Consider the following 26,830-nt stretch of genomic DNA (forward strand, 5'->3'; position numbering starts at 1 on the left):
AGCGCTCGGCAAAAAGACAATGGTCTACGCGTCATCGCCGCCGACCCTGCCCACTGGCTGCGCATGTGTCGAGGCATAATCACGCCGCGATTCTGCTGAGCAGAGTTTCATACTTGTTGACCATCGCCGCGCTGCTAATTTCCAGGCCGAGGCGCCGCGCACGCTCTGCCCAGACACCGCGCGCGCTATCGTCGGCCAGCAATGTGTGCAGTACGGCTGCCAACGCTGCTGGGTCGCCAAGCGCAACGGCTTGGCCACATAGGTTGCCTGCCTTGTCGGTGATGCCTTCGCATTGCACGGGTACGCTCGACACAACAAGCGGCAGACCCAAGCGCGCGGCCTCGATCAAAGCCAGACTATGCCCCTCGTAATGGCTTACCTGCACAAACACCTGCGCCCTCGCGCACTGGCGTAGCGCGTCAAGGCGGCTCATCTGTCCGAGGAAATTGACCCGATGCGCAATCCCGAGATCACCTGCCAAGGCGCGCAGGGTCTCTTCATCCTCGCCGCCGCCGACGATATCCAGCGTTCCACTCGTCATCGCTGCCAGAGCATGGAGCAGTTGCGGGTAGTTTTTCTGGTGGCTGAGACGCCCGACAGCAATGCAGCGACCTGGGATCGGCGCCGTCTGCCTGAGGGTGGCATAAAGCTCATCAGCAAATCCCTCAATGTGCTGAGGGAGAGCATTGTGAATGACCTCCAGCTTGTTTCGGTACCGCCGCGAAACTGCCGCAAACGAATTGGCAACAGCGGCTGACACGCAGACGATCCGCTTCACAGCGGGAAGGCAGCCCGAGAGCGCGTCCAGCCGAGCGGTGACCCGATGGTGGGTCGCTTGCGGAGAGTGGTGGGTGACGACGACACGCGTGCCGGTTCTGGCAAGGGTAGCAGCTACTGGCACGACAACATTGGCGAACGGCATGGCAGTCACAACCACAGCGGGCCGCGCAGAGCGCAACCAGCGAATAAGCGCAACCATCAGCCGAAACAGGCCAACTGGCCCAGCCGGTCGACGTTGCATCACGTGGTGCCACCCTTCTCGCTGCGCGTCCCGGCCATCCCCACCCCGACCGTCAGGATAGAGGACAAAGCGGCCAACCACGTGGCCGCGCTGCGCCAGGCCGTCTGCCACATCGTTCCATATCTCGCGCAGCCCTCCCGGCGCGCTGTGCGTCATGGCAAAGTACCAACCGCCGCGCGGCAGCCTCGCGCTCACGTCACCAACTCCCCGGGTGAATCGGCGGCCAAAGTATGCCCACGCAACCAAGCGCGATCCTCGACATCATCGTTGACCCACCGCTCGATCAGTGTTCCCCATTTCACCGGGCACTGCATCCTCTCCCAGGCCAAGTGCGATTGTCGCGAGAGGGTTGCGTAAAGCGTTGTGTCGCCGAACAGCCGCCCGATTGCATCGGCCAGGCCCGCGACGCTCCCCGCCGGGAAAATCAGTGCGCTCTCCCTGTCCCGCAAATGTCCAGCAAACATCGGATGATCCGAGGCGATGAGCGGTGTCCGTGACGTCAGCGCTTCGTACAATGTCAGAGGTAATCCCTCGGGAAAGGCATGACGACTGGGCACGACCACAGCATCGGCAGCCCGCATAAGCTCTCGTACCGCCGTATTGGGGATAAGCCCAAGAAATGTGACGCGATCGGCAACACCCAGGCGCCGCGCAAGCTGGCGATAGGCCTCCACCTTCCCGGCGCCTGCAATATCAAGGTGAATGTCGTGCGCCGGGGTCAGTCGAGCCACTGCCCGAATCAGCTCGCCAATGCCTTTGGACCGCACAATGGATCCGGCATAGAGCAAGCGCCGCGTGCGCCCGGGTGCGAGCTGTTTGGGAAGGCTGTCTCGCGGTGAGCGCTCATGCGGAAAATCCCACGCCAGTACCTTGCGCGCCGAGACGCCGAGATCAACCAGGCCACGTGCAGCATTTACGCCGTGATTGGCAACGAGGCTGACACCCGGCATATTCAGCAATCGAGGCAACTGGCGATAGCGCCACCAGCGCCGGATCGGGTCGAGGTGAAACGAATCGGCCAGCAAACAGCCAACCGCAATACGCCGGCCCAGCCCCCAGCGCAGCAAGGCTGGTAGGGGTCCATGGATGACGACATGGGTTGGATCGAACCGTGCCATCACCGCCAATGCCGGTTTGGGGTCGCGGTAGGGATCCGCGCCAGCGCCGAGCACGCGCGCGCCATTAGGCAGGCGCTCATCGTAGAGTGGCGCCGCGCAGCACAGGTAACCGACATCCTCGAAGCGCTCCGCCATGTGCGCAAGCTGATCGAGGATATAGCCGTGACCGTAATACACCTCGCTTCCGGATCGCGCTCGCAACCGCCATGCTTCGCGAAAATCACCAGCAGAATGGACGATGAGCAAACGCTTGCCAGTGCGGTCCGCTGTCATGGGTGCAGCGCCTTTGCCGCTATCGGCTGCGTTGGGGCTGTACGCGCACGGACCATGCCTTGGATCAATCCGATCGCATTCACGTTCCACGTCGCCAAAGAATAGAGTCCGAGACGCAAGCCACCGCGTCGCCAAGAGAGAAAGGCAATAGGTACCGCAAGCAGCCCAGCGAATAGCCCCCATTGCCCGCACAGCATGCTGGCAAGAAGGCATATCCACCACGCCCAGACCGCGATGCCGTTGCGCAATTGCGAGAAATTGCGCACGATCTGGCCTTGATGTCGGCGACGCAATCCCGCGCGAACCACCTCCCCTGGGCCGCCAGCATAGCCGCTGCGCAGACGCTTGAGCATCAGGCGGTAGCCACCGACGGCATGGCCATAGTGGTGGACTGCTAGTTGATCGATCCGGGCCAACTTCCAACCTTGCGCCCGCAATCGCGCGCCCAGTTCGAATTCCTCGAACGCATGCAGATTGCGGTCAGCGAAGTATCCCACCGAGCGAATCGCAGCACAACGATAAAGTCCGCCGCAGTCCAGGCGATCAACATCGCCAGCAAGAGCGGAACCTTTTTCAAGATCAGAACGCGCCCGCAACTCGAACTCGATGCTTTGCGTCTGCGCTTCGATGACACGCCCCCCGACCGCGGCATAGTCCGGGTTGTCGCGCAGAAAGGCGAGGCCAGCGCTGATAAAAGCCGGATCGAGCACCATGTCACCGTCAAGCAGGTAGAAAAACTCGCCCTGCGCCTGCTGGTAGGCGAGCTGGGCACCGATCCCGCAGCACCGCTCGGCCGGATTGCTGAGCTGCCAGACACGAACCGGGGCGCCGCGGGCGGCGAACTCCAGAGCGATGGCCGCAGTGCGGTCATGCGAACCACTGTCCGCGAGCACGACTTCGCCGTCGATATCCGAAAGGGAGGCCAGCGCGCTGGTCACCGCCGCGGCGATATGGCCCTCCTCGTTCAAGGCCTTGATGCCGATAGAGACCAGAGGCGACGCGCTCATGGAGCCCTCCTGCGATGCTCTTCGTGATAGATGTCGCTGTAGCGCGCGATCATCGCCTCGGGCGCAAACCGCGAGGTCAGTTCGGGAACGAACGCAGCAGCCTGTTGCTGGGCGGCTTGCGGCGCCTCCAGGATCCTCGCGAGCGTCAATCCCAGCATCTGCGCGTCGTCCACGGCCGCGCAGAACGGATAATCAGCGGGCAAGGCCTCAACGAGCCCGGGGGCGCGTGTCGCAACAAGCGGCACCCCGGAGAGGAGCGTCTCGATGGCAAGCACGCTGAATCCCTCGAAACGCGATGGCATCAGCACAGCGTCAAACTCGCGAAGGCGCAGCGATAGCCCGCCGATGGGCGGGGTCATCTCGATCACCCAGCCTGGTGGCGCAATCCCGACGAGCGCAGCGCGCAGGGCTTCCTCGAGCGGTCCGGTTCCTGCGATCTGAACCTTGACGTCCGCTCTAGGGCACGCGGCATAGGCTGATGCCAGGATCGCTGGGAGAAGGTCGGGGCCTTTTTGAGCGATTAACCGGCCCGCGAAGAGCACGCTAACCGCAGCCCTTGCCGGCCCCATGCCGCCTCCATCGCCAACCGCGCTGCCGGAAGCCCCGCCCCCGCCAGGTGCCGGCGGAGGCACCCGCGCGCCATTGTAGATCACCTCGGCTTGTGGTCGCGGGCGCCGCGTGCCGATCGCCGCATCGGCCGCTGCGGCGGCCTGCGACACTGCGACAGCGCGCGCTGTCGCCAGTCGATCCGTAACCCAACGCCCGATCCCGCCCCAAGCAATCCACAATTCGCTGTTGTGCACGGTGCGCACCATGGTGACGCGCCGCGTCCACGGGAACAGCATCCGGGCGATCGCCCAGGTGAGCTCGGGCATTTCGGTATGCAAGTGCACAACGTCCGGCTGAAAATGCGAGACCGCGCGTGCAAGACGCCAGGCCGCGACGATCGCGCCGCCTTTCTTGTAGTGGCCACGCGCGCCCAGAAAAATCGGGATGTTGAGGTCGGCGAGTTGCGCGCGCATGGCGCGCCCTACAGGGGTCGGCTCCACGTCGAGCACGGTAGCCACCGCGAAATCGGTCGATCGCTGCAGCGCGCTCACCAGATCAAGCGCAATGACTTCAGCCCCGCCCATATCGAGTTTGGTAATGACCTGGAGTACCCGCGGGCGGACCTGCCTGCCCTCCGCGCGCCAATCCGAAGCTCTATGTGGCGTTGCGATTGAAATCATGGATCCGAATGCTATTCCCGCCGCGCTGCTTGACGGCCCCCCATTGGCGCTGCCAAGCGTCTATCAGGATGACCTCTTGGCGTCGAGCAGGTTCCACGGGTCTTGGCACATTCATGGGGGCGAACTTGCCGACTACTGCCAGCGCTCAGCGTAACGATCTCGCTGGCGGACCGCACTTCAGCCGTGAACCATTGAGGTATCGCCCGGATATCGATGGATTGCGCGCTGTCGCCATCCTGCCGATTCTCCTGCTGCACTGCGGGCTGACATTCATCAAAGGCGGCTTTGTTGGCGTCGACGTCTTTTTCGTGATTTCGGGGTATCTAATCACCGAAATCATCACGCGCGAAACTGCGCAGGGGCAATTCTCGCTTCTGGGGTTCTATCAACGCCGCGCAGTGAGAATCCTTCCCGCTTTGGGCCTCATGATCGCCGCAACGCTAGTGGCGGGATGCTGGCTGCTGCTGCCGATTTCTCTCCAGGACCTTGGCAAGAGTGCGGCTGCGACCAGCCTGTTCGGCTCCAACATCTATTTCTACCTGACCAGCGGCTACTTCGCGCAAAAGGCTGAACTCCAGCCTTTGATCCACACTTGGTCGCTGGCGGTGGAAGAGCAATTCTATCTGTTCTACCCGCTTCTCCTCCTGGCACTGCGCAGCGCAGAACGCAGGGTTCTGATCCGGACACTCGGAGCGATCGCGATCGCTTCGTTCCTGATCGGCGGGTGGTTTGCCGCGCGCGATCCGAACGGCGGGTATTTCCTGCTGCCCTCGCGCGCATGGGAACTCATGCTCGGCGCGCTGGTCGCGCTGCGTTGCTACCCGCGTATCGAATCCGCCCGATGGCGATCAATGCTGTGTGTGTTCGCCCTGGTCGCGATCGTGGTATGCGCGGTGCGGATTGGCGCGACATGGCCGTTCCCTGTTCCCTTTGCCCTCCCCCCCGTGATCGGCGCCGCCGTGTTGCTGGCCTATCTGCCCAGCACGGCTCCTGCGCGCCTGCTCGAGACCCGGCCGCTGCGCGCAATCGGCCGTCTCTCCTACTCGCTCTATTTGTGGCATCGCCCGATCATCGCCTTCTACATGATCGATCGGCCTGCGACGCTGAGCTTTACCGACAGCGCGATTCTTCTGACGATGTCCTTCACAGCGGCGACCCTGTCCTACTGGCTCGTCGAGCGCCCGGCCCTGCGGCGGTGGCGCGGTGTTCGCGATCCAGGCTTGCCTGCCGGCTCGCCGATCCGCCTCGTCGCCACCGCATTTGCCGGGATTGCGTGTTTTGCCGTAGCCGGCCTCGTCATTGCTGGTGCTGCCTGGCAGATCGTCGCGCTGCCTCCTGCAGTAGCCAAAGTTGCTGCCTACCAGAGTTTTGACAGCACGCCTGCAGGGCGTGCGCAGTTCGACCTGGATCACTGCTTCGTAATCCCCACCGGACGCGCCTACGATCCTACCTGCCTGGTTCCTGCCACGGACCGCCCCAACGTCATGCTGGTTGGCGATAGTCATGCCGGGCAGCTCTCCCTCGCCCTGCGCCAGGCGATGCCAGGCGCGCATCTGGTTCAGGCAACGGCTGCAGGCTGCCGGCCGCTACTGGAGGGACCGGGGCTCCCCGGTTGTCGCGCCATCGTGAACGCGGCCTATCACAAGGTGGATCTCCGCAAGATCGGAACGGTAGTGCTGGCTGGCCGCTGGTACAGCGAAGACATGACGGCCCTGGTCAAGACGATCGGATATCTGCGCGCGCGCGGATCTCGCGTGGTGGTCGTGGGACCGGTGGTTGAGTACGATGCGGACGTGCCGGATGCCCTTGCGCGCGCCATGCTGAACAATGATCTTTCGCATCTTGAAACGCTCAGGATCGCCGACCGCGCGCCGCTTGATGTGCGCATGCGTCAGCTGATCCCGTCGACCGGTGCACGCTACGTCTCGTGGTTTGCCATTGAATGCCCAAATGGACGCTGCCGCCGTTTCAGCGTGACAGGAGGTCCATTGCACATGGATCGCACGCACGTAACCCCGGAACTTGCGGCCGAGATGGCCGCAAGCATCGCAACGCAGGCCGGTTTTCGTTAGATGTGGGTAACGGTCTTGGTGCGCTTGCGCAGCGCTGCAAAGACATCCTGACCGCCCGTTGATGGCCCCTTCTGCTCGTCGCGGGCGTACCAGCTCTGCGCATAAGCGACGGCAATCATCATTATGACGCCGACAAAGCTGTCACGCTCGAAAAGGCTGCTCTCGGTGCAGTTATGCCCCACGCAGAAGACCAGCAGAGCAACGGTGAGCGCGCCGCGACGAGCCGGCATCGTGCTGGCGAGCAGCTTCATGGTGGGGACAATGACGGTCGCAATCAGCGCGAGCGCCAAACCAGGCGCACCGATGGTGACGAGGAGGTCGAGGTAACCGTTGTGTCCCACCGAAATATCGCGCACGAACCCGGTGCCATAAGTATAGACGGGGCTTTCAAACCCGACGTTCCAGAACGACCCGAAGCCGGTGCCGAGCAGCCAGTTGTCCTGAGCATAACGTAACAGCGTGCTCCAGATGAGGCCACGCCCAGTAAAGGCCCTCGGGCTAAGAATTTGATCGTATGACGCGCTAAAGAAAATGCTGTCGATGAACAGCATCGCCGCCGAAAGCACCATGAGCAGTGGGATGGCAAAGCGCCGAATCGACCAGTCAAACCGCAGGAATACCCAGCCCGCGATAAGCGCCATAACCACCATGCCGCCGGACGTCTTCGACTGAGTATTATATAGAAAGTACGTTGACGCCGCGATGATTACGAAACGAACGGCCGGGCGGAACGTGCCCGGGCTAAACACGAACAGCAGGATCGTAATGGCCGCCACAGCCCCCGCAAAGTTTTTGTGGCCCATCATTCCGCGCCAGCTCCCGTATAGGGTCGTGGTGTCTTGGGACAAGTGCATCCCGAATTGGGGGTAGAGCCAAACAATAAGGTAGTTGACTACGAGTGCTAGGACCAAGACTGCGCGCAGAACCTCGAGTGAGCGCTGATACCCACCGCCGCGCACCAGGATAAACGCAAACCACACCGAAATCGTGGTTAGAACCACGCGCTGCAAAGCGATCTCGATGTTGATCGCCCAGGCCAGGCTAAGCCAGCACCACGCAAGGGCGATAACGATAGGAAGCGGCATCCGCAGTGCCCAAGTGCCATGCCCTTCGCGCCACACGGCAAAGACCAGCAGGCCGAAGGTCAGGATATAGCCGACCTGACGCAATAAACTGCCACTTTCCGTCCCGTTCTGGCCATCCATGTTGGTGATGACCGGACCGATCAGCACCAAAAAAAAGAAAGCCAGACCTGAGAAGATCAGGATGCGGGAGTTCAGAGTGTCGGAACGGGAAACCATGGCCGCCTATATAGATCAATCTGCGTGAGCCGCCAGCCGTTACAGCGGCCATGGGCTGCCAAAGGTACGAAATTTTCCTGACTGCCCTGGCCGTTCGGCGCCTGGCTCGCCTCACCCCCATCTCCGCCGGCCGCCGAGGAGACCGACCCGCCGCGACGCGGGCAGTATGTGACGGTTCCGGCTCTGCGGTGAAAGCTATGCCGATGGCACGGCGTGGTCCGCGATCTCCTGCGCCACGTGCATTTGTTGGATTGAACCAGATGCCTGGTCGAGTAAGGGTGCGCCCATGCAGAGCAAGGGATTTCGGGCGAACTTCATCGTCAACGTGGGTGGAGCGGTCGCGACGCTCCTTCTGATGCTGGTGACCGTCCCGCTTTTCGTCGGTCACATCGGCGAGGCCCGGTATGGCGTCATGTCGATCATCTGGATCCTGCTGGGGACAATGGGTTTCCTCGATCTCGGGCTCTCGCGCGCCGCTACCAACGCACTGGCCAGGATCGATCCGGTACAAAAGAGCGAACGCGAGCGCATTTTCATTACCGCCCTGGCTATCAACGGCTTGATGGGATGCATCGGCGGTGCATTCTTGGCCGCGGGCGGCATAGCCTTGTTTGCACATGTCATTTCAGTCCCACCGCAAATTGCCCCCGAAGTGGGTCGAGCGATACCGTGGGTCGCGGGCCTGCTGCCGCTCGCCCTGATGAACGGCGCGGGAATCGGCAGCCTGGAGTCGCGAGACCGCTTTCTTGCAGCCAATCTCCTGCAATTGATCGGAACGCTGGCCATTCAGATCGTGCCCTTACTGTGCGCCCTGCTGATCGCTCCGCGTCTCGAGATCGTCGTACCGGCAGCGGTCTGTGCGCGTGGCGGAGCGGTCATCCTGGTGGTGGCGTTTGCCTGGTGGTCGGAGCGAAGCGGGTCACTTCCTCAACTGGATTTCGCAACGGCTAAGGCCTTGTTGCGCTATGGCAGCTGGGTCAGCATCGGCAATACCCTCAACCCGCTGCTGACTTCGATGGACCAGATGGTACTGGGCGCAGCGCTGGGGGTTGCTTCGGTAACCTACTATGCCATTCCCTTCAGCCTCATCATGAAAAGCCAGATTTTTGCGGCCGCAGCCTCGCGCACGCTGTTTCCGCGCATGTCGCGCGTCAGCGCAGAAGAAGCAAACCATCTCGCTCAGGCCACGGTTGGCGGCCTCGGCTACGGGTATGGAGCAATATGTGTCGGCGCAATCGTGATGATGCGGCCGTTCATCACAATCTGGATGGGTCCCACGTTTGCCGACGTGGCTGCCCCCCTGGCCCAAATCATGTTCCTCGGAGCGTGGTTCAATGGCCTCTCGTTCATACCCTTCGAGCTGGTTCAGGCGCAAGGGCGCCCCTATCTCCCGGCGTTGGTGTTCACGCTGGAACTAGCGCCATTCTTTGGCCTGCTGTGGTATCTCACCACCACATTCGGGCTGACCGGTACGGCGATAGCAATGGCGATCCGGATGGCGATCGACAGCCTGCTGTTCTTCTTTGTCAGCCGGCATGCAGCCGGCGCCCTGCTCCGACTTCTGCCGATGGCGGCGACCTTGCTCGCGACGATCGTATTTGCCCGGTTCGTTCCCCTCTCGCTACCACTAGCGATCCTTGTCGCTGCCGCAGGGTGCATAGGTGCACTCGGTCTGGGCTTCCTTCTCGATGACACGATCCGCACCCTCACAGCCAGCCTGCTGAAGAGGGCACAGAGCATCATCACCTCGCACGAACACTAATGCCTGCCCTCTGGTGATCTGGCGCTTTGCATTCGCCAAGGACCTTGCACGCAAGATGCTACCCCGGCGACCACGCCGCGAGCCGGCGATCCATAAGAGGCCACCCGGATGACTGTTCCCACCGTGTTCCGCCCCACTGCCAAACAGGCGCGGACTGGGCGTGCCCCAGCCGCCCGGCTTTGTCGACAGGATAGCAAATGGCCGACTGCTAAGGCCCGCGCCTGACCGCGGGAAGCACAGCGCAGACTACCGGTTTGTCTGCGCCGCAAGTGCATGCCCTGGGCGCAGATCAGACAGCGAGGGGCACAGTGCCCGCCACCTGCTGGCTAAGCATATCTGCTGTTATAGCACAGAAAACAGCACGCCAGCATCCTGGTTCTTTGGGGTGGATGCCGGCGCGCAAAGTTCGTGCAGGCCCGCTATCTTACGGGTCCGGCTCTCCTGTAATTCCTCTCGTCATTCCCGGCAATAGAAACAGTCAAATTGGTTTCTTCCGCCTGCCAACGGCCAGATGGGTTATGCGTATCCAGATAAGGGCTGGAAGCGGTTATAGACCACGTGCGCCGTTCTGCGTCCTCATGATGCGGGACAATGCTAAACCCGCGAAGCTGCCGCGAAACAGGCGCAGCCTGTGACACGGCCAGTGCGCCTGTGGTCACGCAGGTTGCCCGACATTCTGTACCGCCGACGAAGTGTGTTCGCGTTGGCTGGTTCCATCACCTTGCGACGTCAGATAGTGGGTACGATCAGCGACCATGCCGCGTCGAAAAAGATCAGACGCAGCTCATGGTTGCATGCAAACCCTCGATGCGGTTTGCAGTCATAAGTCGACAATACCCTTTAGCCGGGACCCCCCAGCAGAAACGCGATATCGGCGTCATCGAGCGCGCGGCCGCTAGCGCCAGCGTCGCCACCCTCGCGCCACAGCAGATCGGCCAGATCCTGCTTGCGTGCTTGCAAGGCCAGGATCTTGTCCTCGATCGTGTTCATTGCGATCAGGCGGTGGACGAACACCGGCTTGGTCTGGCCGATGCGATGCGCGCGGTCGATCGCCTGGGCCTCCACCGCCGGGTTCCACCACGGATCGTAGAGGATCACTGTATCGGCAGCGGTGAGATTGACGCCGGCCCCACCGGCTTTCAAGCTGACCAGAAGCACCGGCACTTCACCGCTTTGAAACTGGCGCACTGGCGCGGCGCGGTCGCGGGTGGTGCCGCGCAGTTGCGCATGGAGCAGGCCTGCGGCGGTCAGGTCGGCGGAAATGCGATCGAGCATCGCGGTAAACTGGCTGAACACGATCACCCGCCGGCCTTCACCGGCCAGCTCGGTCACCATTTCCAGCAGACGCTCCCGCTTGGCCGAGGCCACCCCTTCGCCGGCGCCACCGGGCAACAGACCGGGATCGCAGCAGATCTGGCGCAGCTTGAGCATGGCATCGAGCACGATGATCTGCGCCCGCATCAAGCCGACACGGGCGATCTCCTCGCGCACGCGCGTCTGCATCAACAGGCGCTGGCTCTCGTAGAGCCGCTGTTGCCCGTCGGTCAGCGCGATCCGCTCGGAAATCAGCGTCTTGCGCGGCAGCTCACTGGCCACCTCATCCTTGGTTCGGCGCAACAGGAACGGACGCAGGCGGCGAGCCAGCGCCTGGCGCGCGGTGGCATCGCCGTGCTTCTCGATCGGTGTGCGATAGGCCTTGCGGAACGTATCGAAACTGCCAAGCAGGCCGGGGTTGGTCAGGCTGGCTAAGGCCCAGATGTCATTGAGGCGGTTTTCCACCGGCGTACCAGTCAGCGCGATAGTTTGCGCCGAACGCAGTGCGGCTGCAGCCTTGAACCCGGCCGTGGCAGGATTTTTTAGCACATGCGCCTCGTCCAGCACGACCAGCGCCCAGGCGCGGTCCGCCAGAATATCCTTGTCGCGGGCCAGCAAGGGATAGCTGGTCAGCACCACATCGGCTTCCACCATTGCTGCCGCGCCCTCGCGCCGGGCCTGTCCGTGCCAGACATGACAACGCAGGCCAGGAGCAAAGCGCGCCAGTTCGGCCTGCCAGTTGGGCAGCACCGAGGTTGGCGCCACTACCAGCGCCGGAGCCTTGCCGATGAGGTGGGTGATGGCCTGCAAGGTCTTACCCAGACCCATGTCGTCGGCCAGAATGCCACCCAGGCCGGCAAGATGCAGCGCGTGCAGCCACGCCACACCGGTGCGTTGATACGCCCGGAGATCAGCAGTCAGCCCCTTGGGTGGAACAACATCCGCCTGTGCTGGATCGTGCAACGCACTGGCCAGGCGGCGTAGCGCATCGCCACTGGTCCAGTTGACGCCGTCGCCGCCCAGTTCATGGATGGAGCCAAGGTCATAGCGATTGACCCGCAGCGTAGCGGCATTGCGCTCGGCCAGAGCAAGCCGCAGCAGCGCCGCCAGCAAGGGGCGCACCGTGCCCAGCGGCACCGTGGTGAACCGCGTCGCATCGATCGGCACGGCAATCAGGTAATCGTCGCCGAGCGCAAGCATGGCCTCGCCCGCGTCGGCCAGGATCGCGCGCAAAGCGGGCAAGATGTCGATGCGCGCGCCGGCCACCAGTGCGGGCAGTTCCAGATCGAACCAATCGATCGCATCGCCGGTTTGACCACGGGCCGCTGCACCGTCAGCCGGCCCCAGGGTCAGCCCCAGCGCTGTCTCCTCGCGGGGCACCAGACGATGCGGCCAATCATCGGCATATTCGATGCGCCAGCCCTCGGCCTCGAGTGTGGCGGCGGCATTGGCAAGGAAGGCCGGATAACTGCCCCCCGTCTTTGTCAGCCCATGATCCCAGGCTTGTGCTGGTTTCAGGCGCACATCATCCACCAGAGTGAGCGCCACCAGCCCGAGTTCGGCCAAACGGTCGGCCGCTGCCTGTTCTGCGTCCAGAGCGCGGATCAGGCAGGCCGGGCCGTCGGCGCTGCGCACTATAACTTGGCCTGCGGACACGGGCGCAGTCAGGCGATGCTCGCCATAATCGAAAGCCAGCCGCATGAGCTTGCACGGCGTTGTCCGCCAACTGTTGGCATACCAATTGCGCGACCGTTCGCGCATGTCGAGCTTCTCGACCAGAAAACGCAGCACCGGGCGGGGACGCTGCGCAATCTCGACCCGGGTTGGAGGCATGGGTGCAGGGATGGCATCCCCTGCGATAACACCCCAGCGGGCCCCGATTGCCGCGATGTCGGCAGGCGCGATCGGCGGCATCGCCAGGAGCCGCCCTGCCTGCGGTAAAGGCAGCCCAGTGTCGATAAGGGTAATCGTGGCAGCAGTCTCGTCGATGGCCAATGGCGGGTCACCCACGGCGACATGGGTGCCGATCGGCAGTCCTTCCAGGTCCAGAAATTGGCTGCCATCATCAAGCCAGCGCCACGCGAACCGCACGGACAGGTTGTCAGGCGCTACGGTCAACGCCGGCCCGGCAGGCGATTTCCAATGCAGCAGGCCCAGCCCTGCCGCCTCGGCCAGCCATTGCCAGCCATAGCGGCCCTGGGGAACTTTGTCGGTGCTGAAATCGCCGCCCGCCGCAACCGGCGTCATTCGCGCAAGCAGGCGCAGCGCTTCGGGGGCGAGGTTGAGGCGGGATTGCGCGATTTCCCAGGTATGGAGCGGCACCCAATCGTCCGGCGCACGCTGGCGGAACGCGCGCAAGGTGGCGAGAATGCGGTGGCGGGTCGGGTCTGGCTGGCTCTTTGCCCCCTTCGCACGCTTGGGCGCCTTGTTGACGCGCTTGGGCTCGATCACGAAGCAAACTGGTTGAACCAGCCGGCTGTCGGCCATGCGCTCGGCTTCGATTTGTGCCAACCACTGGCCCACCTCTGCCGCCATGGCCTGCTCTGGCGGTGCCGCAGCAATGATCAGGCGCGGTGTTTCCGGGGCCCTATCACGCAGGACAAAGGCCAGCGCCACCGCGTGCTTGCAGCCAAATCCAACCGGACACGTGCATTCGCTGTCCAATCCCAGATCGGCTTCTGTCCAGAATAGTGTAGCGATGTAGACGTTGCGGCCGCTGCCGCGCACCGCTGCCGAAACCATGCCCAGATCCGCGTCGATCTCGATGTCCGCAACCCGCCCCTGCCGTGCATAGTCCTGCCCCGAGCGCACCATTCCCGGTGTCTGAGCCAGGTCGGCGATCAGATCGTCAGTAATGGCGGGAAGCGCCTTGGGCATGGCGTATGACTTTCGTGGGCGCTGGCTGGCGCGGGATATTCAGCATGGGCGATGGCTGCAAGCAAGGGCAGCGCCATTTGCGCAAGGCCTGGTACTTGCTACCCGACGCATCGCTGCCCCAGGCGGCCAGCATAGCGGCCACGCAGCCCGCCTTATGGCAAGGCGGCGCGGATCACGCTTTGTTTGCGATTGTGCACCGCGTGCCTGGCGTTGCGTTACCCCAGTGCGCGTCGGCCCTTTTGGAATTCCCGCGCGCCCGCTCGCCCTGAAACGGTGTCGGCCTGACCGACGAAGCTTGGGGGTAGAACATTGCGCGGGCTTTGCACGGAAAGTTGCCAGTACCCGGGCCGGTGCTACGGCTCAGTGAGCCTTCCCGCAGGTCGCAGGTCTGTCGATCCGGTCAAGATCGATAAACGGTGTGCGCGCGACGCGTTGCGCGTAGGGTATTGGCAACGGCGCGCGGGTCGGATCCGGCTTCATCATCACCACAAAATCGAAATCGCATTCCCACGCCTCCAGATAGCGATCCTGCGCGAACGGCGGCGTGCGCGCACGAATTTCCGCGTCAGTGGGAATAGTCGCCATCTGCGCCTGCAACCGTGCAAACGAAGCGGAAAAAGCAAGCGGCTGCTGACCTGGAACGGCAAAGAGATTGGGAATGTAGCTGGCCGATAGCGGCACCAGCAAAGCCGGCAGATGCGCGCGGATGAAGAAGCTGTGGACATATTGTCCAGGTGGCAAGGCGCTTCCAGGAGGGACATCGGCAACCGCAACGAGCACCTTGCTCCCGGCCGGAATGCGTTTGGAAACGTCGACAAGCGCGGCGTAATCTGCCTCGCGCTGCCGCCACACGCCGAAAATCCACGCGTTATGCGCCAGGATCACCAGCGCACATGCCAGCGCGAGCCAGTTGGTGCGAGGCGCAGCGTCGGGATCTTTGCGACGCGCCGCGATGCACAGCAGCAACGCGGCCATCAGCGGGAAACGCCTGGTCAGCAACGAGGCATTGCCCACGCCGTCGGGGATCAGCATCGCCAGCACGCCTAGCAGGAGTACCGAGACGAGGAGGCCGGCATGAAACGCCAGGCGACCGCGCCACACGGCCACCAGACAGCACGACGCCATTACCGCGAACAGCGCCAGTTCTACGCTTTCGTCATAGGCAAAGAACGGCGAGACCAGCGACACCAGATGGGACACCACGCCGCGATAATCGATGGGGCTGAGCTCGAGCGGGCTGTTGCCGCGGTGCAAGGCAATGTACGCGATCGTCGGGAGGATCATCACCGCATAGCCGCCGAACGCGGCAAGTACCCTGCCCCGCGTTAGCTGGCGCATGGCGCGAAGATCAGGCCCCAACAGCATCGCAAACGCGAATGCGAAGAACAGCGCCACCCCGAAAGGATGCGTCAGGTAGATCGCGAGGACTTCGAGCGAGCAGATCAGGCAACGGACCCTGCCATCGAGAAACCGCGCGAGCTTGAGATTGAGCAGGCAAAAACCCAGGGCTAGCCCGATGGCCAGGGTGTAGCTGATGAAACCCGAAATGGTTGACTGCCCCCAGGCAGTGCTCAGCGCCAGCGCCTGCCAGGGGTTGTCCCGGCCGTGTAGCTGCCGCGCGATAAAGATCGCGGCAAGCGATGGGCCCAGCACCATCAGCGCCGTCACGACAACCCAGAAGGCGTTCAATCCGATCACACGCAACAGCGGCGCACCGAGCAGATCAACGAGAATATTGGATGAAGCGCGCGACCAGTCGACGATGTAGGCTTTGCCGAGCACACCAGGCAACGGGTTCTGGGTTTCGAGCCAGATCCGCGCAAGATGGTTGGGCGCGTCCATGATCGGGGGGTGTTGAAACGCGACGATCGGCACCGCCGCCGCCGCCGCCAGCAGCCAGACAGGGTTGGCAAGAACTCTGGCGATGGCAGTTGGCACGCGACCTAACATGCCTGCTGCGCTCACACCGCCCCCCCAGCGCCGCGGCGCTTGCGCCAGCGGTCGGCAAGGCGCAGCCGCGCCGGCGCCGTGTCTTCGACATAGGCGGCCAGCCGCTCGATGAACTCCGTGGACGCCTGAGGATCAAGCGATGGCGCTGCGGTCAGTTCGTGACTGCGGTCCAGCAATTCCTTGACATGCTGCTCGTCGTTGGCCGCATAGACGCCAGGAAAGTTGCGGAACTGGCCCAGTGTCGCCAACTGGTGACCATTGCGATGCTCGCCGCGCCGATGATCCCTGGCCAGGATGATGATCGGTTTGCCCAGTTCCATGGCGCCGATCAGCGAGCCCATGCCCGCATGACTCACCATCAGCGTACATTGCTTCTGCAGTTCGTAAAACTGGCGATGCTCTATAAACGGAAAACACCGCATCGCGCGGGGCGTGTAGCGCGACGGCCCGATCTGGCCGACCACGTCGGTGCGCGCATTGGCTTCTGCCCAGCTGTCAACGGCCTGGATCAAGCGGTCAAAGGGCAGTTGGGTGCCTACCGAGACGAGGATCACAAAATGCGTCCGAAATAGCGCACAGCGGAATTCGTCTGCGCAAGGTGCGGCCACTGGGTCAACCGCAGGCTGGCGAAAGGACGAACGGCCTTGCAGGACAGCGAAAGTTCCTCGCTGTTGGCGATGCTATCGATCCAGATGGTCTGAATACCCCTCATACGCGCCAGAATGACGGCGACAGCGCCAGGAGCCGCACCGGTCGAGACCACCAGATCAGGACGCACCTCGCGAATGATTTTCCAAATCTGACGGACCGAATGCAGCAAGTTCATTCTGGTATGCCGCGAACTGTCGATGATGGTTTGCACCGGCCGTTCCCCGATCGGCGCTGTGAGATTGGGCACGGTGCTAACAAAATCACAATCACAGTGCTGAAACGCCTGCGCCAATCGCGTGAGTTCGATCCAATGCCCTCCGCCCGAGGCGACGAGCAGAACACGCCGCCTAGCTCGAAAAGGTATGACGGTGTTGTCAAGGGCCAGTTCGAGGGCTTGCTGCATAACCTTCGGCACGTTTCCTTGTGAATGAGATCGCATGCGGCAGTAGCTGGCTCTGGGCACCTGCTTTGACCCGAATACCATGCTATGATCTTCGCGCAAGGCAGTGATGGCGCGCACGCGCCATAACGAGCGAGACATTGGTCGCACTCTGGACAAACCCGCGCAAATTCCCGACATAGCGAAAGCCAATTTTGTCCGCGACTCTGCAGGCCGTAGCAGAGACATGGCATGTGCGCCGCTCGCGGGCGCCCCAAATGGAAAAGAGATATCGTTGCCGAGAACTGATCCGGGTGAACGCATCTACGCCATTGGCGATGTTCACGGCCGCTACGACCTGCTGAAACTGCTGCTCGACGCCGTCGGCGCCCATTCGAGTGCGCAGGGGACACCGGAAAGCTTGCACATTGTCTTTCTGGGAGACCTGGTTGACCGCGGCCCGGACAGCGCCCGCGTGGTCGATCTCGTCGCCGGGCTCGAGAGCGACACGGACCAGGTGATCGCGCTTATGGGCAATCACGAAGAAGCGATGCTCAGAGCGCTCGATGGTGACATCATGGTCCTGCAGAAGTGGCTCGAGGTGGGCGGCGCTGAAACGATCCGCAGCTATGGCCTGGATCTGCCGGAACCCAGCACAGACCTGCGGCGCTATGCGCGGCAACTCCGCCGCCACATGCCGCGGCGCCACACCCGCTGGCTACGGACGATGCCGTTGACCGCACGATCAGGAGATTATTTTTTCTGCCACGCCGGGGTGCGACCAGGCGTACCGCTCCATCGCCAGGCCCGCGAGGACCTGCTGTGGATCCGCTCGGATTTTCTCGATGCCGATGACGATTTTGGAGCAGTGATCGTGCATGGTCACACCATTTCGCGCGCCGTTGTCGATCGCCCGAACCGGATAGGCATTGACACCGGCGCTTACACCACCGGACTGCTGACCGCGCTCTATCTCGAGGACGACCGCCGTGAGGTAATCAGCGTCGACGCATCGGGCCGGGTGTCCAAGAACGCTGAGGCGCGAAGGACGCACCCACGAACGGCATCTTGAACGCGAACGCACTAGACCATCCTGCCTGATTTCGAAATCAGGCAGGATGGTCTAGTTACTTTTTTCGTATCGCGCGAACAACGGTTCCCGCTTTTTCGCAATGCTCGAAGCTTTAATTTGCGGAACCACGAAAACCGCTGCCACAACGTACCTGCGCGCGCTGGCCTCGAATTATCCAGGCGCGAGTGATTTACTCTGGTCTAAAACTTCGTCTCAAGTCGCACCCCAGCATAACGATGCGCGTCACGCCCGTACCAGCTGTTGAATACCGGCTTGTTGCCCCAGCGGCCACCCACGTCTGAGATCGAAGAGGCATACCGCTTGTCGGTGACGTTGTTGACGAAGGCCGTCACGCTCCAGCGCTCGTCGTGGTCGGCGATACCAGCCGACAGATTGAGCAAGGCATAAGCGCCCTGCACCGATCCGACGTTCCAGTTCGAGCTGAATGCGATTGCCGACTGGTAGGTGATTACCCCGCCCAGGTTGGCATCGAGAGCTTCGTTTAACGCAAAGCGCTTTTCGGCACCCGCGTTGAACTTCCAAAGCGGAGCGCTGGGCAGGCGTTTGCCCGAGAGGTCCTGATAGCTGGTGCCGCCCGAAATGGTGCACCCCGTTGCCGCCGTTTGCCCGGAATAACAATTGGCACCCACGAAACTGTCATAGCGCGCGTCGGTATAGGCACCGGCAAAGTTGAATGAGAGGCCCTGCCCCGCGCGCACCGTGGCATCCATTTCGATACCACGCGTGCTGGCCTTGCCCGCGTTGGTCATCTGGAAAGTCGGCACGGAAACGGTCGGATCGACGCTCTGCACCTGGAAGTTATGGTAGACGGCATAGAACGCCGCGATATTGAGCGACAGGCGGCGATCGAAGAAATCACCTTTCATGCCCAATTCCGCACCATCCACCCGCTCCTTGTTGACAGGCGTGATAGTATTGGTTGCCGTGAAAGTGCCGTCTAGGTTATAAACCTTGGGCTTGTAACCACGCGAATACTTCGCATAGACGTTCACCCATTGCGACACCTGCTGTTTGAGCGTGACATCGCCAACCAGTGTGCTGAAACTATCCGACCCCGTGCGGCTAAATTGGCTGGTCGCGCTCGCCGGCGTGGTGTTGTACTGCAGATTGTACTGATAAGCGATCTTGTCGCGGTTGAAGCGCAGCCCGGTGGTCAGCGTCGTGCCGCGCGCTAGCGTCCAATCCGCGCGCAGATACGCCGCATAGGAGTTGTTTTCCGCAACGCGATAGGCACCGAACGGAATGAAGGTGCCGAATGCCGGACGATCGAACTGGAAGCCGGTCTTGCTATAATCGTAATAGAGGCCGCCCAGGAGGCGCACCGGGCCCAACTGGTCGGTAGCGAAGCGCAATTCCTGGTTGAAGCCCTGGATGTTGAGTTGCGAGCGCTGGATGTTGTTCCAACTGTACTGGCCACCCGAGCCCAGCGATGCCCAATCGAGCGCTTCCATGTAGGCGTCATAGCGTAAGTCGCGATTTTCCTTGGAATAAGCGCTTAGCGACGTGAATGTCACCTTGCCCGCGCGATATTCGATCGCCAGGCTGTAGAGCTGATCCTTAGAGTGCTGGCCCGGGGTGGTAATCGTAGCGTAATCGGTGTTGCTGACGCTGGGTGTAATACCCGGAAGCGCTGCGGACTGCGCATAAGTCCCACGGAACTTGGCGGTCGGATCAACGTAAGAATAGGCCTGAAAAGCGCCGACGTCACGCGTGTCGATGTAATTGCCCGAGAGCGTGACTTTCAGCCCGTCGAGGGGCTCCCACTGCAGCTTGCCGCGCACGCCGAAGTTTTCGGAATAGTCCTTCTGCGCGGTGGTGAGATTGCGCGTGATCGAATCGGTATGCGAGCCGAAGCCAGACAGCGTGTACCCGACCGACTCGCCCAATGGACCAGAGATGAATGCCGATCCGCGATATTCGCCGTCTGCGGTGATCGTCGCATTGGCTTGGCCCTGGAACGTGTCGGTGGGCTTGCGCGTCACGATGTTGATCACGCCGATCGAAGCGGCGCGGCCACCCAGCGTCGATTGCGGGCCACGCAGCACTTCAACGCTGGCGATATCCGATAGCTGGCGTGCGGCCAGCGATTCCGGCGCGAGCGTGACACCGTCGAGCATGACCGCGACGCCGCTGGGGGAACCGACGGTCACAACCGCGGTGCTGATGCCGCGCAAGGTGTAGAAGGGACGCAGCGTCGTGGAGGCGGGCTGCGCGACCAGCGAAGGCACCGCCTTGCCCAGATCATCGATCGTAGTCACACCGGCGCGGGTCAATTGCACCGGTGCCACCACAGCGACGGCAGCGGGTGTATCGCGGAGATTTTCCGAACGCTTCTGCGCGGTGACGACGATCTCTTGGCTATCGACAGCCTGGGATTGGTCTTGCGGTTGGGCCTCGGCCGCCAAGGCCGGAACGGCTGCCACCAGAGCCGGCATGCATGCACCGATCATCAGAATTCGAGAACTCACGTCACCCTCCCTCCTTTTAATGCGCACCTTACGGACCCGCCTTCGGGCCCGGCGCTTGAGGGCCGATATACGCACTACGAAAGGGCAAGCAAGATAAATTCGAAAGCAATCGAAAGAGAATTTAGCGCTATATCGAAACGTGTCTATTTTGCATCACCACGCTTCCCGAATGTCAGAGCAAGTCGGGGCGCCAGCTGTAACAGCCGACGCCCCGCCCCGCAGTCTGGTTCAAACAAAAATGTTCAGATGCCGAACAAAGCCTTGCGCGCCAGCTTCTGCGCGCCCAGCGCATCCTGGCGATCCTGCGCGGCCTGCAAGGCCTCGAAATCCAGCCGGTCAAGGGCGGTGTCGATGTGCTTAAGGAAATCGATCGCCATATCGGCCGCTTCCACCCCGTTCTCGCGAAAGGGGAACTGGTCGAGCTGCCACACACCTTCCCAGTTGTTCTTGCGCAAAGTGTAGAAAAACTCGAACAGTTCGATCGGATGCACCGTGCCGGCCACCATGTCATCGTCCCAGGCGCGCAGGTTGTCGTTCACATCCATGCCGAACAGGCGGCCATGGTCGATGGCAAGCTGCGCGGAATCGGACGGGCTCTCCCCTGCAAACAGCGCATGGCCGAAATCGAGCAGGATGCCCACGTTAGGTAGGCCCATTGCTTCAATCCCCAGCAACGTGCGCGCCACCGAATCGAAAGCCATGTGCACGCGCGGTTCGCGCGGCTTGTATTCGATCACGAACTTGAGGTCTGGGTTCTGGCTGGCCAGTTCGCCAATGCCGTCGATGGACAGGCGCCACAGCTTGCGGTGATCGACCTGGAACGGATAGTCCCAGCCATCCTGGCCCGGCCAGAGCTTGACGTAAGACGCGCCAAAACGGCGCACGAGGTCTGCGGCCTGATTACACACTTCGTTGGCGCGGCGGCGCACGCCGGCGTCAGGATTGGTGAAAGCCCCGCGCGAGAATTCGCGGTTATAGATTTCCGGCGTGATCCCGATCACCGAAAGATTGTTGCGCTTGAGCGCTGTCTCGACCGCGTCGGCCGAGACAGCGGCGCTCCAGGGAAAGTTGATGTCGACCACAGAAAGATCGCGCACCTGACCAGCCAGGTCGATCATCTCGATCAGGTCGCGCGGCGGGCCATAGCCGTCGGTGGCATAGCGATCGACATAAGTGGCAAAGTGCCAGATGCCGGCACCGAAGGTCAGTTTGCTCATCGGGAATCCCTTGGAGAGTGGCAAGAAAAGTCAGCGAGTTGCGGAAGCTATCCCGCTGGCTGCAAGGCGAAATCGGCAACGCGCGCCGCGTTGCCCCGCGTGATCAGTACGCAATCCATGATCAGCTTTTCCGGCTGCCCAGTGCTGCCGGTGCGCAACTGGCGGTCGGCCAGATCGACAGCATAGCGCGCCTGCTGCCAGGCGGGTTGCAACACAGTGGCCACGGCCTGGCCGTGACGAATGGCGTCGCGCATGTCGTTCGAACCGTCGAAACCGACAACCAGCACGTCGCTGCGGCCCGCACCTTGCAGCGCAGCGAGCGCCCCCATAGCCATGGTGTCATTGCCCGCGATCACGCCTTTCACTTCGGGGTGTGCCTGGAGGATGGACTGCATGCGGGTAAAGGCTTCGGACTGGCTCCAGTTGGCCGACTGTCGTGCGATCGGCACAAGACCGCGATACTGGTCGAGTACTTCGTGGAACCCGCGCGAGCGGACGGTGGCGTTGGTATCGGACTCCTTGCCGACGAGTTCGACATAGGGGCCCTTGCCACCCATCGCCTGGGCCAGGGCCAAAGCGCCCTGCATCGCGCCTTGATAGTTGTTCGACACGATCTGCGCCGTCGCCACGCCGCGCACGGCGATTTCGCGGTCGATCAACAAGACCGGAATGCCGGCGCTGCGCGCCTTTTGCACGGCCGCCACGCTGGCTTCGGCGCCGGCGTTGTCGAGGATGATTGCAGCAGCGTTGCGGGCAATGGCGGTGTCGACCAGTTCGCTCTGTTTGAAAGCATCGTCGCCATGCGAGAACTTTAGCGTGGCATAGCCAAGTTCATGCGCGCGCGCCTCGGCACCGGCAGCTTCCTGGCCAAAGAAGGGGTTATCGAGCGAAGGCGTGATGATGACGATCAGCCGCGAAGGCTTGTGGCCAGCGGTGCCCCACCAGGCCAGACCCGCGACCAAGACCACAGCCAGCCCAATAAGCCAGGCTTTTACACCACCACGCACCTGCTTCATGCCACGATGACCTCTATGCCCGCATCCTCGAAGCGCGCCCGGTCGCTGTCGGAAATGCCGTTGTCGGTGATCAGGCAATGAACCAAGCCGATCGGCCCGACTGATGAAAACGAACGCCGGCCGATCTTGGAGGAATCGACGACGAGATAGACCTTTTCGGCGCTGGCGATCATCGCGCGCTTGATCGGCAGGTCGGCCAGCGAGGGGATGCTCATGCCATCCTCGATCGAAACCGCCGCCGCCGCCAGGAACAAGCGCTTGACGAACAGGCCCTGGAAATAGTCCGCCGATCCCTCGCCGCTGAGCGACAGCGTCGGTGCCTTGAAATGACCACTGGGCATGTGCACCGAAATCGCCGGCTGCGCCCCAAGCAGCAACGCGATGTTGAGCCCGTTGGTGATAACGGTCAGATCACGCCGCTCGAGCAGGTTCGCCGCCACCTGGGTGGTGGTGGAGCCTGCATCAAGCGTGATCGTCTCACCATCCTCCACCAGCGCGGCCGCCGCCACGCCGATCCGGTGCTTCACATCCATGTTCTCGTGGTGCTGCAGCGCCATGGACCGCACTTGCTGGGGCACGGACTTGAGAAACGCGCCGCCATGGACCCGCTCGATCTGGCCGTCGGCTTCAAGTCGTTCGAGATCCTGGCGTATAGTCACTTCCGATACGCCAAAAGCCTTCGACAGTTCGCGCACCCGCGCGCTGCCTTCCTCGCGAATCCATTCGAGAATTTCCGCGCGGCGGCCTTCGGCAAAGCGCACGTTGCCATCGGCGCGCCGAGCCTCAACAGAACCTTCCGTGTCACGCTTGCCCTGCGTCATATCCGTCAACCAAGCCTTTCCTGCAGACGATCGAGAACCACGGCGGCCACGATCACGGCCCCCTTGATTACCATCTGCCAGAATTCGCTGATGCCGACCATGACCATGCCGTCGCCCAGCACACCGATCACGCAAGCGCCCACAAGCGTGCCGCCGATCGTGCCGCGTCCGCCCGCCAGCGAGGCACCACCCAGCACGACTGCGGCAATGCCGTTGAGTTCGAAAGCCTCGCCCGAAGCGGGATGCGCCGCGACAAGATCTGATGCGACCAGCAGGCCCACCAACGCGGCGGTCGCGCCCGAAATCGCATAGACCGCACACTTAATCCGATCGACCCGCACGCCAGACAGCAGCGCAGCGCGCTCGCTGCCGCCCACGGCATAAACGCGGCGACCAAAGGTGGTGGCTCCAGCCGCCGCCGCCGCGCCGGCCGCCAGCACCGCGAGGAGCCAGACGGGCACCGGCACGCCGAGCACCACGCCGGCACCCAGCCAGCCGAAACCTTGATTGCCCAGCGCCGGATTGCCCGAAAGATTCGGGAACGTGGCGCCGTTCGAAAGCAGCAGCGCCGCGCCACGCGCCATATAGAGCGTCCCCAGCGTGGCAATGAACGGCGCCACCTTGAAGCGGCTGACCAGCACGCCATTGATCATCCCGAGCCCGACACCGAGCGCCACCACGATGAGCACCACCAGCGGGATCGAGGGGTAGACGACATAGCCCAGTACTGTCAGCGGCAAGCCGTCGAGGATCAGCGCGCCTGCGACCATGCCCGAAACCCCAGCGATTGAGCCCACCGACAGGTCGATGCCGCCAGTCAGGATCACGAAGGTCATGCCGATCGCCAGGATCGCCACGATGGCGATGTGCTTGAGCATGATCATGGCATTGGCCACGGTCAGGAAATTGGGCGCCAGCACGGAAAAGATAGCCAGCACCACGGCCAGCGCCAGCAGGGTGCGAAACCGCAGCACGATCGCCATGGCGCCGTTCCCGTTCACGATTTGGTCCTTCACGTTCGCGCTCATCCCTAGATTGCCGGTTGCGGCGCCACGAGCGCCGGCGCGGCCTGGTTGGCCGCCGCGATCAAGATCTCTTCGCTGCATTGGCCCACCGGCTGGTCAAGCGTGAGGTGGCCCTTGGACAAGACCACCACGCGGTCGGCAATCGCGAGCACTTCCAGCACGTCCGAACTGGTGAACACTACGGCAAGGCCAGAGGCGGCGAGCTCGCGGATCGTCGAAAAGATTTCAGCGCGCGCGCCCACATCGATGCCGCGTGTCGGCTCGTCCAGCAGCAGCACCTTGGGCCCGGGCAACAGGGCCCGGCCGATCAGCGCTTTCTGCTGGTTGCCGCCAGACAAGGCGGTGATCGCCGACAGGCGCGAAGCAGCCTTGACGCCCAGGCGAGCGATCATCCCGTCGACCGCGCGGGCCTCGGCCGGATCAGACACGACCCCGTGGCGGGCGCAACTTGCCAGGTCGCTCAGCGAGATGTTGCGCCCCACGTCGAGATTGGCGAAGATGCCCTGCTGCTTGCGGTCTTCCGACACGAACAGCAGCCCGCGTTCGATCCGGTCGGCCACCGAGAGGCGCGAGATGTCCGCACCCTGAAACGTGACCCGGCCTTCGGCCGCCTTGCGCGCGCCGATGGCGACTTCGAGCAGTTCGGTGCGGCCCGCGCCAAGCAGGCCATAGATTCCCAGGATGCAGCCCGCGCGCACATCCAGGTCGATGCCATGCAGCGCCGCCGAAACCCGATCGCGGGGAGAGCGGATGCCTTCCAACGAAAGCACCGCCGGCCCATCGATGAGCAGGGATTTGGCGCGTTCGAGCTGGCCTTCCTCGCCCAGCATCTGGCCGATGATCCAGGCCACCGAAACGTCCGCCGCCGGGGCTGCGGCCACCACCTGGCCATCGCGCATCACGGTGATGCGGTCACCCACGCGCAGCAGTTCTTCCAGCCGGTGCGAGATATAGACAAGGCCCACGCCCTGCCGCTTGAGATCGGCGATGACCTCGAACAGCACCTCGACTTCGGCTTCGCTCAAGGCCGAAGTGGGCTCGTCCAGGATCAGCACGCGGCATTCCTCGGCCAGCGCCTTGGCAATTTCCACGATCTGCTGCTCGCCGATCGACAGGCTGTCGACGCGGCGATCGGGATCGATGTCCTGGCGCAATCGGGCGAGCACGGCGCGGGCCATGTCGCGTTCGCGCGCGCGGTCGAGCCGGCCCAGCCATTCGCTGCCCGTGCCTAGCAGGAAGATGTTTTCCGCCACCGTCAGGTTGGGGCACAAGTTGAGTTCCTGGTGGACCATGCCGATGCCGCGCGCCGCGGCATCGCGCACCCCGGCAAGGCGCACGGGCTGCTCGTCGATCAGCACTTCGCCCTCGGTGGGCGTCTCGATGCCGGCGAGGATCTTCATCAGCGTGGACTTGCCCGCGCCGTTTTCGCCGATCAGCACATGGACCTGGCCCGGCTCCACCACGAAGTCCACGCCGTGCAGCGCGGTCACGACACCATAGCGCTTGACCACGCCCTGCGCCCGCATCAGCGGGCGCTCACCCCCGCCTTGCGCCCGCATCAGCGGCTTCACAGCGCGGCTCCCGCAGCAAGGCGCACGGGCACCACGCGCCAGCCTTCGCCCGGCTCCTGTGGCGCACGCACCGCGCCGATAAAGGAGACCACCGAACCAGGGGCAAGATGGGCCGCCACCGGGCGGGTCTGGCCCAGCGCATGCAGGTTCAGCTGACTGGCCACCGCGCCGAAGGCCATCTGGTCGGGCATGTCGTTGAAGGGGTAGAGCGGTAGCGCATCGCGCAGCGCGGTGTCGATCAGCACCGGGCCCATTTCCAGGCGAACGTCGCCCACGCCATCCACGCGCAGATCGATGCCGCCCGCCGGATCGGCCAGGTCGCGGCCGGCAACCACCCCTTGGCCCCTGACCAAGAACCGGTAGGCAGAGGTATCAGAGGGACGATGCCCATGGGCGGCGCCGAAAGCGTTCAGTTGCCCGGCGCGCGCAGCATTCGCCAGATCGCCAAAGGGCACGGCACCTTGGGTGACGGCGGGCATGATCTTGCTCTGCCAATCGTGATCGACCAACGCGACCGCATCGAAGCCCTGTCCGGCCGCAGCCTTGAGGCGGCGGTTTTCCTCGACCGTCAGTACCTTGCAGCCGGCCAACAACAACACGGCAACCATGGCCAGCGCGAATCGTCCCGATCGCGTCCCCGATCGCGTCATCGTTTGCATGCGGGG

The 26,830-nt window shown here is 62.9% G+C and carries 19 protein-coding genes; 3 read left to right on the forward strand and 16 right to left on the reverse strand.

Annotated features, from left to right (window positions below):
• Positions 1–79: 79 nt before the first annotated feature.
• The 4 genes from FHW97_RS18810 to FHW97_RS18825 are packed head-to-tail and all read right to left on the reverse strand — an operon-like array spanning position 80 to position 4,648.
• Complete coding sequence (locus FHW97_RS18810; RefSeq protein ID WP_171799459.1) at positions 80–1,216, reverse strand: glycosyltransferase; 1,137 nt, start codon at positions 1,214–1,216, stop codon at positions 80–82.
• Positions 1,213–2,412, reverse strand: coding sequence for a glycosyltransferase family 4 protein (locus FHW97_RS18815; protein ID WP_171799460.1), 1,200 nt, complete (start codon positions 2,410–2,412; stop codon positions 1,213–1,215). The genes FHW97_RS18810 and FHW97_RS18815 overlap by 4 nt, the downstream gene beginning before the upstream one ends.
• Positions 2,409–3,419 carry a glycosyltransferase gene (locus FHW97_RS18820; protein WP_171799461.1) on the reverse strand — a complete coding sequence of 337 codons (1,011 nt, stop codon included), beginning with the start codon at positions 3,417–3,419 and terminating at the stop codon, positions 2,409–2,411. Before FHW97_RS18820 ends, FHW97_RS18815 begins: the two co-directional genes overlap by 4 nt.
• Positions 3,416–4,648 (reverse strand): glycosyltransferase, encoded by a 1,233-nt coding sequence (locus FHW97_RS18825; RefSeq protein WP_171799462.1) that lies wholly within the window; start codon positions 4,646–4,648, stop codon positions 3,416–3,418. The genes FHW97_RS18820 and FHW97_RS18825 overlap by 4 nt, the downstream gene beginning before the upstream one ends.
• A gap of 125 nt (positions 4,649–4,773) precedes the next feature.
• Here FHW97_RS18825 and FHW97_RS18830 point away from each other — a divergent pair, with 125 nt between their 5' ends.
• A complete protein-coding gene (locus FHW97_RS18830; RefSeq protein WP_171799463.1) occupies positions 4,774–6,720 on the forward strand; it encodes an acyltransferase family protein in 1,947 nt (648 codons plus the stop codon).
• Here the strand turns inward: FHW97_RS18830 and FHW97_RS18835 are convergent.
• Positions 6,717–8,021 carry an O-antigen ligase gene (locus FHW97_RS18835; RefSeq protein ID WP_169042178.1) on the reverse strand — a complete coding sequence of 435 codons (1,305 nt, stop codon included), beginning with the start codon at positions 8,019–8,021 and terminating at the stop codon, positions 6,717–6,719. The genes FHW97_RS18830 and FHW97_RS18835 overlap by 4 nt on opposite strands.
• A 286-nt stretch (positions 8,022–8,307) precedes the next feature.
• On the opposite strand from FHW97_RS18835, the gene FHW97_RS18840 reads away from it, so the two are divergent.
• Positions 8,308–9,783, forward strand: a complete 1,476-nt coding sequence (locus tag FHW97_RS18840) for an oligosaccharide flippase family protein (protein ID WP_171799464.1) — start codon at positions 8,308–8,310, stop codon at positions 9,781–9,783.
• Positions 9,784–10,623: 840 nt separating this feature from the next.
• Here the strand turns inward: FHW97_RS18840 and FHW97_RS18845 are convergent.
• From FHW97_RS18845 to FHW97_RS18860, 4 genes are all read right to left on the reverse strand, one after another.
• Entirely contained in the window at positions 10,624–13,974 is a 3,351-nt protein-coding gene (locus tag FHW97_RS18845; RefSeq protein WP_171799465.1) for a DEAD/DEAH box helicase, read from the reverse strand.
• A gap of 360 nt (positions 13,975–14,334) precedes the next feature.
• The gene (locus tag FHW97_RS18850) at positions 14,335–15,912 is read right to left on the reverse strand and encodes a hypothetical protein (protein ID WP_171799466.1); all 1,578 of its coding nucleotides are present in this window, start codon (positions 15,910–15,912) and stop codon (positions 14,335–14,337) included.
• 23 nt (positions 15,913–15,935) lie between these two features.
• The gene (locus FHW97_RS18855; protein ID WP_022675820.1) at positions 15,936–16,478 is read right to left on the reverse strand and encodes a glycosyltransferase; all 543 of its coding nucleotides are present in this window, start codon (positions 16,476–16,478) and stop codon (positions 15,936–15,938) included.
• Positions 16,475–16,978, reverse strand: a complete 504-nt coding sequence (locus tag FHW97_RS18860; protein ID WP_022675821.1) for a glycosyltransferase — start codon at positions 16,976–16,978, stop codon at positions 16,475–16,477. The genes FHW97_RS18855 and FHW97_RS18860 overlap by 4 nt, the downstream gene beginning before the upstream one ends.
• A 106-nt stretch (positions 16,979–17,084) precedes the next feature.
• Here FHW97_RS18860 and FHW97_RS18865 point away from each other — a divergent pair, with 106 nt between their 5' ends.
• Positions 17,085–18,026 carry a metallophosphoesterase family protein gene (locus FHW97_RS18865; RefSeq protein WP_253941890.1) on the forward strand — a complete coding sequence of 314 codons (942 nt, stop codon included), beginning with the start codon at positions 17,085–17,087 and terminating at the stop codon, positions 18,024–18,026.
• Positions 18,027–18,226: 200 nt separating this feature from the next.
• Here the strand turns inward: FHW97_RS18865 and FHW97_RS18870 are convergent, their stop codons facing one another.
• From FHW97_RS18870 to FHW97_RS18900, 7 genes are all read right to left on the reverse strand, one after another.
• The gene (locus FHW97_RS18870; protein WP_171799467.1) at positions 18,227–20,482 is read right to left on the reverse strand and encodes a TonB-dependent receptor; all 2,256 of its coding nucleotides are present in this window, start codon (positions 20,480–20,482) and stop codon (positions 18,227–18,229) included.
• A 275-nt stretch (positions 20,483–20,757) separates the two neighbouring features.
• Positions 20,758–21,732, reverse strand: coding sequence for a sugar phosphate isomerase/epimerase (locus FHW97_RS18875; RefSeq protein ID WP_171799468.1), 975 nt, complete (start codon positions 21,730–21,732; stop codon positions 20,758–20,760).
• Positions 21,733–21,779: 47 nt separating this feature from the next.
• Positions 21,780–22,748: a D-ribose ABC transporter substrate-binding protein gene (locus FHW97_RS18880; protein WP_171799469.1), complete on the reverse strand. Its 969-nt coding sequence runs from the start codon at positions 22,746–22,748 to the stop codon at positions 21,780–21,782.
• A complete protein-coding gene (locus FHW97_RS18885; RefSeq protein ID WP_171799517.1) occupies positions 22,745–23,569 on the reverse strand; it encodes a DeoR/GlpR family DNA-binding transcription regulator in 825 nt (274 codons plus the stop codon). Before FHW97_RS18885 ends, FHW97_RS18880 begins: the two co-directional genes overlap by 4 nt.
• Before the next feature lie 5 nt (positions 23,570–23,574).
• A complete protein-coding gene (locus FHW97_RS18890; RefSeq protein ID WP_216647774.1) occupies positions 23,575–24,570 on the reverse strand; it encodes an ABC transporter permease in 996 nt (331 codons plus the stop codon).
• A gap of 29 nt (positions 24,571–24,599) precedes the next feature.
• Positions 24,600–26,165: a sugar ABC transporter ATP-binding protein gene (locus tag FHW97_RS18895; protein ID WP_171799471.1), complete on the reverse strand. Its 1,566-nt coding sequence runs from the start codon at positions 26,163–26,165 to the stop codon at positions 24,600–24,602.
• Positions 26,162–26,764: a DUF2291 family protein gene (locus tag FHW97_RS18900; protein ID WP_171799472.1), complete on the reverse strand. Its 603-nt coding sequence runs from the start codon at positions 26,762–26,764 to the stop codon at positions 26,162–26,164. Before FHW97_RS18900 ends, FHW97_RS18895 begins: the two co-directional genes overlap by 4 nt.
• Between the last annotated feature and the right edge of the window lie 66 nt (positions 26,765–26,830).

Origin of the sequence: Novosphingobium sp. SG754 (genome assembly GCF_013149315.1) — a bacterium.
Taxonomy (GTDB): Bacteria; Pseudomonadota; Alphaproteobacteria; order Sphingomonadales; family Sphingomonadaceae; genus Novosphingobium; species Novosphingobium capsulatum.